Annotated in this window: 15 protein-coding genes and 1 pseudogene; 15 read left to right on the top strand and 1 reads right to left on the bottom strand. The window is 66.3% G+C overall.

Translation table 11 applies throughout. From position 1 onward, the window contains the following. The coding region (locus VGD20_RS01320; protein WP_331132726.1) for a YifB family Mg chelatase-like AAA ATPase at nt 1–1,452 on the bottom strand (1,452 nt) is incomplete at its 3' end. A 160-nt stretch (nt 1,453–1,612) separates the two neighbouring features. Here VGD20_RS01320 and VGD20_RS01315 point away from each other — a divergent pair. The 15 genes and pseudogenes from VGD20_RS01315 to VGD20_RS01245 all read left to right on the top strand — a co-directional run. Beyond that, on the top strand, nt 1,613–2,302 hold the full coding sequence (locus VGD20_RS01315; protein ID WP_331132724.1) for a TetR/AcrR family transcriptional regulator: 690 nt from the start codon (nt 1,613–1,615) through the stop codon (nt 2,300–2,302). Nucleotides 2,303–2,370: 68 nt separating this feature from the next. Next, nucleotides 2,371–2,805, top strand: a complete 435-nt coding sequence (locus VGD20_RS01310; protein WP_331132723.1) for a VOC family protein — start codon at nt 2,371–2,373, stop codon at nt 2,803–2,805. A 99-nt stretch (nt 2,806–2,904) separates the two neighbouring features. After that, nucleotides 2,905–3,123 (top strand): DUF4287 domain-containing protein, encoded by a 219-nt coding sequence (locus VGD20_RS01305; RefSeq protein ID WP_331132722.1) that lies wholly within the window; start codon nt 2,905–2,907, stop codon nt 3,121–3,123. A gap of 31 nt (nt 3,124–3,154) precedes the next feature. Next, nucleotides 3,155–4,129 (top strand): alpha/beta fold hydrolase, encoded by a 975-nt coding sequence (locus VGD20_RS01300; protein ID WP_331132721.1) that lies wholly within the window; start codon nt 3,155–3,157, stop codon nt 4,127–4,129. A gap of 32 nt (nt 4,130–4,161) precedes the next feature. Continuing rightward, nucleotides 4,162–4,836: a glutathione S-transferase family protein gene (locus tag VGD20_RS01295; protein ID WP_331132720.1), complete on the top strand. Its 675-nt coding sequence runs from the start codon at nt 4,162–4,164 to the stop codon at nt 4,834–4,836. 30 nt (nt 4,837–4,866) lie between these two features. Beyond that, nucleotides 4,867–5,163, top strand: a pseudogene (locus VGD20_RS01290) (DUF1428 domain-containing protein); the annotation flags it as partial. An 18-nt stretch (nt 5,164–5,181) separates the two neighbouring features. Further along, the gene (locus VGD20_RS01285; protein ID WP_331132725.1) at nt 5,182–5,586 is read left to right on the top strand and encodes a DUF1428 domain-containing protein; all 405 of its coding nucleotides are present in this window, start codon (nt 5,182–5,184) and stop codon (nt 5,584–5,586) included. 54 nt (nt 5,587–5,640) lie between these two features. Further along, nucleotides 5,641–6,192, top strand: coding sequence for a hypothetical protein (locus tag VGD20_RS01280; protein ID WP_331132719.1), 552 nt, complete (start codon nt 5,641–5,643; stop codon nt 6,190–6,192). Next, nucleotides 6,189–6,488 carry a DUF6958 family protein gene (locus VGD20_RS01275; protein ID WP_331132718.1) on the top strand — a complete coding sequence of 100 codons (300 nt, stop codon included), beginning with the start codon at nt 6,189–6,191 and terminating at the stop codon, nt 6,486–6,488. Before VGD20_RS01280 ends, VGD20_RS01275 begins: the two co-directional genes overlap by 4 nt. A 24-nt stretch (nt 6,489–6,512) precedes the next feature. After that, complete coding sequence (locus VGD20_RS01270) at nt 6,513–7,229, top strand: DUF899 family protein (protein ID WP_331132717.1); 717 nt, start codon at nt 6,513–6,515, stop codon at nt 7,227–7,229. Between the two features lie 24 nt (nt 7,230–7,253). Beyond that, a complete protein-coding gene (locus VGD20_RS01265; RefSeq protein ID WP_331132716.1) occupies nt 7,254–8,048 on the top strand; it encodes a VOC family protein in 795 nt (264 codons plus the stop codon). A 16-nt stretch (nt 8,049–8,064) separates the two neighbouring features. Then, a complete protein-coding gene (locus VGD20_RS01260; RefSeq protein ID WP_331132715.1) occupies nt 8,065–8,481 on the top strand; it encodes a VOC family protein in 417 nt (138 codons plus the stop codon). Beyond that, a complete protein-coding gene (locus VGD20_RS01255) occupies nt 8,478–8,978 on the top strand; it encodes a VOC family protein (protein WP_331132714.1) in 501 nt (166 codons plus the stop codon). Before VGD20_RS01260 ends, VGD20_RS01255 begins: the two co-directional genes overlap by 4 nt. Then, entirely contained in the window at nt 8,968–9,408 is a 441-nt protein-coding gene (locus tag VGD20_RS01250) for a hypothetical protein (protein ID WP_331132713.1), read from the top strand. Before VGD20_RS01255 ends, VGD20_RS01250 begins: the two co-directional genes overlap by 11 nt. 1 nt (nt 9,409) lies before the next feature. Beyond that, the coding region (locus VGD20_RS01245; RefSeq protein ID WP_331132712.1) for a glutathione S-transferase family protein at nt 9,410–9,909 on the top strand (500 nt) is incomplete at its 3' end.

The raw sequence follows: 9,909 nt of genomic DNA, 5'->3' as shown, positions 1-9,909 counted from the left end.
GACGTCGGGTGCTCCCGCCAGATCGGCGATCGTCCGGGCGACCCGCAATATCCGCGTGTAGCCGCGCGCCGACAATCGCATCGCTTCGGCGGCTTGCGCCAGCAGCTTGCGTCCGGCGTCGTCGGGGGTTGCGACAGCTTCGAGCAGCTCGCCGTCGATCTCGGCATTGATGCGCGCCTTGTGTCCGGCATAGCGCATAGTCTGTACCGCCCGCGACGCCGCGACGCGCGCCGCAACCTCGGTGCTGCCTTCGGCGGGCGGCGGCAGGACGAGATCGGCGGCGCTCACCGCCTGCACCTCGACATGCAGATCGATACGGTCGAGCAAAGGCCCCGACAGTTTCGCCTGATAATCGGCGGCGCAGCGCGGCGCGCGGCTGCACGCGAGCGCCGGATCGCCGAGATGGCCGCAGCGGCACGGGTTCATCGCCGCGACCAGCTGGACCCGCGCCGGGAAGGTGACGTGCGCGTTGGCGCGCGCGACGCTGACCTCGCCGGTCTCGAGCGGCTGGCGCAGCGAGTCGAGAACGCCGCGCTGGAATTCGGGAAGCTCGTCGAGGAACAGGACGCCCAGATGCGCGAGGCTAACCTCGCCCGGCCGGACGCGCAAACCCCCGCCGACGAGCGCAGGCATCGAGGCCGAATGGTGCGGACTGCGGAACGGCCGTGCCCGGACGAGGCGGCCGCCTTCGAGCTGCCCCGCGACCGACGCGATCATCGAGACTTCGAGCGCTTCCGAGGGATCGAGATCGGGCAGGATGCCGGGAAGGCATGCCGCCATCAGCGACTTTCCCGCGCCGGGCGGCCCCGCCATCAACAGGTTGTGCCCGCCCGCGGCGGCGATTTCGAGCGCGCGCTTCGCGGTCTCCTGCCCCTTCACCTGCGCGAGATCGACGGTGCGCGGCGGTATCTCGACCTCGCCCGGCACCGGCGGCGCGAGCAGCGCCCTGCCCTTGAAATGATTGAGCAGCGAGAGGAGGTCGGGCGCGGCGAGCACTTCGACATTGCCCGCCCACGCCGCCTCGGGCCCCTGCGCAACCGGGCACACGAGCCCGCGTTCCTGGCTGCCGGCATGGATCGCCGCGAGCAGCACGCCCGGCGACGGCGCGACGCGGCCGTCGAGGCCGAGTTCGCCGACAACGACATAGGCGCCCAGCGTCTCGGGATCGACGACGCCCATCGCGCCGAGCAGCGCGAGCGCGATCGGGAGGTCGTAGTGCGACCCCTCCTTGGGCAGGTCGGCGGGCGAGAGGTTGACCGTGATCCGCTTCGGCGGGAGCGCGAGGCCGATCGCCGACAGCGCGGCGCGGACGCGTTCGCGGCTTTCGCCCACTGCCTTATCGGGCAGGCCGACCACTGCGAAGGCCGGGACGCCCGCGGCGATCTGGCACTGCACCTCCACCCCGCGCGCGTCGAGCCCGAGATAGGCGACGGTAGAGACGATCGCGACCATATTCCCCCGGCGGCACATGATGTGCCCTGTTTGTTCCCCGCGTCTTCATACGCCAAGCGGCGGGAAGGTCGAGTCTTTTCGGATGTTGCCGAAAGTGCCGCGGAGCGTCGGGTCAATGTGCGATTTGACAACATACCAACTAGTCGGTATGCCGATTCGCATGACGACGAATCAGCCACCTTCGATCCCCGCCGCCGCCGCCCGCGCCGTCCCCCAGGCGGGCGGCGGCACCCCCGGCGAACGCGCGCCGCGGGGCAGCGCACGTGCCCGGCTGATCGCCGCGGCGCATGCCACGGTGCGCAAACAGGGTTATTCGGCGACGACCGTCGACCAGATCTGCGCGGCGGCGGGGGTGACCAAGGGCGCCTTCTTCCATCACTTCGCATCGAAGGAAGAGCTGGCGGTTGCGGCGGCCGAGGGCTGGACCGAGCGCGCGCGACCGATGTTCGAGCTCGCCCCGCACGTCCGGCTCGAAGACCCGCTCGACCGATTGCTCGGCCATATCGATTTCCGCCTGTCGATGCTCGACGGCCCGACCGAGGATTATACCTGCTTCGTCGGCACGATGGTGCAGGAAGCCTATGCGACGAGCGACCGCATCCGCGCGGCATGCGAGGCGAGCATCAATGCCTATTGCCAGGCGCTGTCGCCCGACATCCAGGCCGCAATGGATATTTACGGCGTGCCCGAGGACATCACCGCGATCGGCCTGGCCCAGCATGTCCAGTCGGTGCTGCAGGGCGCCTTCGTCCTGGCCAAAACGACGAACGACCCGGCGATTGCGCGCGGCACCGTCACCCATTTGAAGCGTTATGTCCGGATGCTGTTCGACAGCGGAGGCGCGACATGATGCGACGGTAATTGCGGCCGCGCACCGCGCGCTGACTTGAACGACCAACACCCCCAAGGAGAGAAGAGATGCCCCAGATGATTTTCGTGAACCTGCCGGTCGCCGACCTCGACAAGTCGAAGGCCTTTTACGAAGCGGTCGGCGCGGCGAACAACCCCGCCTTCACCGACGACACCGCCGCCTGCATGGTGGTCGAGGAAGGGTCGATCCACGTCATGCTGCTGACGCATGAAAAATGGGCGACCTTCACGTCGAAGACGATCCCCGACGCCCACACGACGGCGCAGGTGCTGATCTGCGTGTCGGCCGACAGCCGCGACGCAGTCGACGGACAGGTCGACAAGGCGGTCAAGGCCGGCGGCAAGGCCGACCCCACCCCGACACAGGATTTCGGCTTCATGTACGGCCGCAGCTTCGAGGATCCCGATGGTCATATCTGGGAAGTGATGTGGATGGACCCGACCGCGATTCCGACCGACGCCGCGGCCGAAGTCACCGCCTGACGCAAAACCGGGCGGCGCCCCGAGCTTTGGGCCGCAGCGTGGTGACGTTCACCCGCTTCGCGCTTGCCCGGGTCGCCGTCCACCGAAAGGAGCGGGACGATGAGCTTCCGGGCCTATCTCGACAATGTCGAAACCAAGACCGGCAAGTCGGCGGAAGCGCTGAAAGCCATCGCGATCAAAAAGGGCCTCGCCGACGACAGCGGGCTTGCCCCGGGCGTCAAACCCGGCGCGATCATCGACTGGCTCAAGCGCGATTTCGAACTCGGCCACGGCCACGCGATGTCGATCGTCGCCTATTTCAAAGGCAAACGGACCTAGGCTCCGTCAGACAACAAGAGGATAGATTCCCATGCCATATCTTCCCGGTTTCCCCTCCTCCTTTCGCCGCGCGCCCGGTTCGGCGATCGTGCTGGCATTGCTTGCGGCGGCGACGTCGCTGACCGCAGCACCCCGGCCGCTCCATGCCCAGACACCGGCGCCGGTCGCGGCCGCGGCTGCCGCCAGGACCGGCTATGCCGATGTCGACGGCGCGCGCATCTATTATCAGGTCCATGGCGACCTCGGCGCGGGCCGCACGCCATTGCTGGTGCTGCACGGCGCCTTCATGTCGGGCGATGCGATGGCACCGCTGATCGCGCCCCTCGCCGCGACGCGGCCGGTGATCGCGATCGATGCGCGCGGCCACGGCCGCACCGGCGACGCGCCGGGCGGGCTGAGCTATGACCAGATGGCCAATGACGCGGCCGGGGTACTCGCGGCGCTGAAGGTCGAAAAGGCCGATGTGCTCGGTTATTCGATGGGCGCCGCGACCGCGCTGCGCCTCGCGATGCTCCAACCCGGGCGGATCGGCAAGCAGGTCATCATTTCGGGCGCCTACCGGCTCGACGGGATGCCGCCCGAACTGATCAAAAGCATCGCAAGCCTGACTCCCGAAATCTTCGCGGGTTCGCCGATCGAGAGTGGGTACAAGAAGATGTCGCCGACGCCCGACGCGTTTCCGACGCTGGTGGCCGAGATCAAGGCGCTGGACGCCACCGATTTCGCTTGGCCCGAAGACCAGATCCGCGCGATCAAAGGCAAGACGATGGTCGTCACCGGCGATAACGACGGCACCACGCTGGAACATACGATCGCGCTGTTCAAATTGCGCGGCGGTTATGACCTGCCCACGATCTTGCAGGGCTTCATGACCGAAGCGCCCAAGGCGCGGCTCGCGATCCTGCCCGCGACCTCGCACATCGGGATCATGGGTGAAGCCCCCGCGATCACCGCGATGGTCGCGCCCTTTCTCGACGACAAGGCACCCCCGCCACCGTCCTTTTGACCCCCGTAAAAAGACAAGGAGAGGAAACCACCATGCCCGTAAACCCCGACAGCAAACTCGAGGTCACCGCCTTCGACTGGGTCCCCGATTTCGCGCGCGGCTATGTCCGCGACCTGCGCCCGCGCTGGGCGTGCGAGGAAATCGGCCTCGATTATTCAGAGCATCTGATCAGTGCGATCAACCGACCCGCCGACCATTTCCTGTTCCAGCCATGGGGGCAGGTCCCGGTGCTCAACGACGGCGGCATCCGCCTGTTCGAAAGCGGCGCGATCCTGCTCCACCTCGCCGAAAAGGATGCGCGGCTGATGCCCCGCGATCCGCAGCAGCGCGCGAACACGCTCGCGTGGCTGTTCGCCGCGTATAACAGCGTCGAGCCGATGCTGTTCGAACTCGGCAATGTCGACATTTTTTCGACCGAAGAGGAATGGGCGAAGCTGCGCCGTCCGAGCCTGATCGAATTCATCCAGGGCCGGCTCGGCCGCCTGAACGACGCGATCGGCGACAAAGACTATCTGACGGGCGAATTCAGCGTCGCCGACATCGCGATGGCGACGGTGCTGCGCGAAGCCGTCGAGGCCGGCCTCATCGCCGAGCAGCCGCGGTTGCAGGCCTATCTCGACCGCTGCCTCGCCCGCCCCGCCTTCCAGCGCGCGATGGACGCGCAGCTGGCCGCCTTCAGCGAAGAAGCGGGACCGCCCGCCGCCTGAAACCCCTCCCACCCCCCAAGGAGAGACAAGATGACCTATGTAGAAGGATTTGTGGTCGCGGTGCCGACCGCCAACAAGGAAGCGTATCGCAAGCATGCCGCCGACGCGGCCCATCTGTTCAAGGAATTCGGCGTCGCGCGCATGGTCGAATGCTGGGGCGACGACGTCCCCGACGGCAAGGTCAATGATTTCAAGGGCGCCGTGCAGGCGAAAGACGACGAGACCGTCGTGTTCAGCTGGTTCGAATATCCCGACCGGGCGACGCGCGACGCCGCGAACGAAAAGATGATGAGCGATCCGCGCATGGCGGCGATGGGCGGCGAGATGCCGTTCGACGGCAAGCGCATGATCATCGGCGGCTTCGATTCGATCGTCGACGACCGCGCGGCCGGCAAGACCGGCTATGCCGACGGCTACATCCTGCCCGTCCCCGACGGCAACAAGGAAGCCTATCGCGCAATGGCCGAAAAAGCCTCGCAGGTGTTCCGCGACTATGGCGCGACGCGCGTCGTCGAGGCGTGGGGCGACGACGTCCCCGACGGCAAGGTCACCGACTACGCCCGCGCCGCGCACAAGAAGGAAGGCGAGACCGTTGTCTACAGCTGGGTCGAATGGCCCGACAAGGAAACACGCACCAAGGGCTGGGAAAAGATGATGTCCGACGAGCGGATGAAGCATGATCCCGACAACAACCCGTTCGACGGTGCGCGCATGATCTACGGCGGCTTCGAGCCGATCGTCGAGGCATAAATCAACTTAGTCGTCATCCCGGTCTTCGCCGGGATGACGGACGGGAGAGCTTCAATGGCCGAGGCCAACCAGATGCGACACCGCACCGCCTCGTGCCAGTGCGGCGCGGTGACGCTCGAACTGACCGGCAAGCCGATCGTCGCGGCGACCTGCTATTGCCATAGCTGCCAGCGGGCGGGCCGGGGCTTCGAGGCGCTTCCCGGAGCGCCGGCCGTGGTCGGCAGCGACGGCGGAACGCCCTATGTGCTGATGCGCAAGGACCGGCTGACCTGGCTGTCGGGATCGGACCGGCTGGACGAGCACCGGCTGAACCCCGATTCGCCGACGCGGCGCTTCGTCGCGCGATGCTGCAATTCGCCGGTCGCGCTCGAATTCACCAAGGGGCACTGGCTGAGCGTCTATTCGGGGCGTATCCCCGAGGCGGAACGGCCGGCGGCCGAGATGCGGACGATCGTGGGCGATCGCCCCGAGAACGTCGAGCTGCCCGATGACATCCCCAATTACCGGACCCCCTCGGGCAAATTCATGTGGCGGCTGCTGACGGCGTGGATCGCGATGGGCTTTCGCGCCCCGCCAATCGAAGCAACGAAAGGATATGCGCGGTGAGCAAAGCCATCGAGCGCGTCGAGATGCTCAACATCGTAAGCCCCGGCCATGTCGTGCGCGTCGAGAAGGCGAAATATGACGCGATGAAGGACGCGCTGCTCGCGGCGGTGCCCGAGGTCGAACCGGGGCTGACGGTTGCCGAGATCAAGGCGCGCGTGCTGCCCCTGCTGCCCGACCATCTGTTTCCCGGCGGCGCGAAGGCCGGATGGTGGCTGAAGGGGGTCCAGCTCGACCTCGAGGCCCGCGGGCTGATTGCGCGCAAAAATACGAAGCCGCTGCGGTTACACCGCACCTGAGGGGGGCAGACGAAAGGAACCGAGATGGAACATCTGTCCTTCCCCAATGAAAGCGCCGAATATCGCCGCGCGCGGATCGAACTGCTCGATGCCGAGATCGCGCTGCGGCGCCAGATCGAGGCGGTCGCTGCGCAGCGCCGTGCGCTGCCGCCCGGCGGCGCGATGCCCGAGGACTACAGCTTCGAATGGATCGGCGCGTACCAGCGGCCCGAACGCGTGACGCTGTCCGCCCTGTTCGCGGGCAAGCCGAGCATCATCCTGCAAAGCTACATGTTCGGGGCGGGGCGCGACGAGCCGTGCAACGGCTGTACCCACATGCTCGACGCGATCGACGGCAGCGCGCGGCACCTCGGACAGCGCGCCCCCTTCTACGTCGTCGCCAAGTCGCCGATTGCGCGGCTGGAGGCGTGGGCAAAGCACCGGCGCTGGCCCCACCTTGTCTTCCTGTCCGACGTCGACGGGCGCTATTCGGCCGATTATTTCGGCGACACGCGCCGGCTGACCGACGCCAAGCGCGCCGAGCATGGCCTGAAACGCGGCGAGAATTGGGACGAGACGATCTTCAACGTCTTTCACAAGGACAGCGATGGCATCCGCCACGTCTGGGCGAGCGAGATGGCCTATGCGCCCGAAGATCCCGGCCAGCATCACCGCGCCGGCGACCTGGTCGATCCATTATGGGCCTTTCTCGACATGACGCCCAAGGGGCGCGGCGATTTCTTCCCCAGCCTGACCTATTGAACCGAAGCAGCGAGGAGAGAGACGATGACCAAGCCATCCAATTTCATCTGGTACGAGCTGATGACGAACGACCCCGCGGGCGCCGCGGCCTTTTACGGCGCGGTGGTGGGCTGGACGATCGCCGCCGACCGCGACCCCGCCGCGGGCGATGTCGATTATCGCATGATCGGACGCAGCGACGGCGGCAATGCCGGCGGGGTGTTGGCGCTGAATGCCGACATGCTCGCGGGCGGCGCGCGGCCGCTGTGGATCGGCTATCTGCATGTCGCCGACGTCGATGCGGCGGTCGCGGCGATCAAGGCCGACGGCGGCGCGGTCCAGATGCCGCCGATGGACATCCCGGTCGGGCGCATCGCGATGGTCGCCGATCCGCAGGGCGCACCCTTCTATGTCATGGCCCCCAAGCCGCCCGAAGGCAGCGAGGGCATGGAAAGCGACGTCTTTTCGGTGACCGAGGCGCAGCGCGTGCGCTGGAACGAACTTGCGACCAGCGACCCCGACGCCGCCATCGCCTTTTACAAAAAGCATTTCGGCTGGGGGCAGGAAGGCGAGATGGATATGGGTCCGATCGGCGCGTACCGCTTCATCCAGCGCGGCGACGTGATGATCGGCGCGGTGATGCCGTTGATGGAAGGCTATCCGGTGCCGGTGTGGAATTTCTATATCGGCGTCGACGATATCGACCGCGCGCGCGAAACGGTGGCCGCGAACGGCGGCACGATCACCAGCGAACCGATGGAAATCCCCGGCGGCGAATATGCAATGAACGCAATCGACCCGCAGGGCGCGCCGGTCGGCTTCGTCGGCCCGCGCAAGTAACCGGAGGAGAGTGACAATGGACAATCAGGGTCCGACGACGGGACTGACCCCGCATCTGGCGATCGCCGACAGGCGCGCGAGCGAGGCGATCGATTTCTATATCAGGGCGTTCGGCGCGACCGAGAATATGCGCATGCCCGCCGACGACGGCGTGCGATTGATGCATGCGCATCTGACGGTCAACGGCGCGTCGCTGATGCTGCACGACGAATTTCCCGAATATGTCGAGAATGAAAGCGGCCCTCCCGACGGGGTGACGCTGCACCTGCAGGTCGACGACGCCGACGCATGGTTCGAGCGCGCGGTCGCGGCGGGCGCGAGCGTCGTGATGCCGCTCGACAACATGTTCTGGGGCGACCGCTATGCCCAGATCAAGGATCCGTTCGGCCATACATGGTCGATCGGCTGCCCCGTCAAAGGAGAGACGACATGAGCAAGAATCCCGTGACGCTGTGCCTCTGGTACGACAAGGATGCCGAAGAGGCGGCGAATTTCTATGCGGCGACCTTTCCCGACAGCAAGGTCGGCGCCACTCACCGGGCGCCCGGCGACAATCCGAGCGGCAAGGAAGGCGATGTGCTGACCGTGGACTTCACGGTGCTCGGCATCTCCTGCATCGGCCTCAACGGCGGCCCGACGTTCAAGCATAGCGAAGCCTTTTCGTTCCAGGTCCATACCGACACGCAGGAGGAAACCGACCGGCTGTGGAACGCGATCGTCGGCAACGGCGGCGAGGAAAGCATGTGCGGCTGGTGCAGGGACAAATGGGGCCTGTCGTGGCAGATCACCCCGCGCGTCCTGACCGACGTGATGACGATGCCCGACAAGGCGGCCGCCAAGCGCGCGTTCGACGCGATGATGACGATGAAAAAGATCGACATCGCGGCGATCGAGGCCGCAATCAGGGGCGAAACCGTCGATGCGGCGTAGCCCGGCGCTCTTCGCATGGCTGCTCTGCGGCACGCTCGACATCGTCTATGCGGCGATATCGAGCGTGGTGCAGGGCGGCACCGTCTCCAGCATGCTGCATGCCGTGGCGAGCGGGCCGTTCGGCGACGCGGCACGCTCGTGGGGCATCGGCGGCGACATCGTGGGACTTGCGACGCATTATGCGATCATGGGCGCGATGGTCGCCTTCTGGTTCTGGGCGGCACGGCGCTGGCCCGCGCTCAGCAGCCCGTGGTGGCTCGCGGGCACGATCTATGGCCTTGCCCTCTATTATGTCATGAACGGGATCGTGCTGCCGCTGCGCTTCGGATTGCCCTTCCCGCCCGCTGACCTCGTCAAGGGTGCGATCGCGCTCTTTCCCCATATCTTCTTTGTCGGTCTGCCGCTCGCGTGGCTGACCCGGAAAGGCTGACATGCTGATCTATTATGGCCACCCTTTTTCTTCCTACACATGGAAGGTGCTGATCGCGCTGTACGAGAAAGGGATCGAATTCGACTATCGCTCGGTCGATCCGGCATTTCCCGAGCACGGCCCCGAACTGAAGGCGCATTGGCCGGTCGGGCAATTCCCGCTGCTCGTCCACGACGGCGTGCCCCATTTCGAATCGTCGATCATCATCGAATATCTCGACCATCTGGTACCCGAACCGCAGCTGATTCCCGAGGACTTCGACGCGGCGCTGCGGGTGCGCGTGCTCGACCGGGTGTTCGACAATCATGTGATGGGGCGGATGCAGGAGGTGGTGGCGGATGCGATCCGCGGCCCTGAAAATCATGTGCAGCTGATCGTCGACCAGGCGAAGGCGAAGCTCGAAACCGTCTATGGCTGGCTCGACGGGGAACTGGCCGGCGACGGCTGGGCGACGCCCTATGGCTTCACCCTTGCCGACTGTGCCGCTGCGCCGGCGCTCTT

Origin of the sequence: Sphingopyxis sp., assembly GCF_036402335.1 — a bacterium.
Classification (GTDB): Bacteria; Pseudomonadota; Alphaproteobacteria; order Sphingomonadales; family Sphingomonadaceae; genus Sphingopyxis.
Note: the sequence above shows the minus strand (reverse complement) of the source record. Positions and strands in the feature narration are given on the sequence as shown.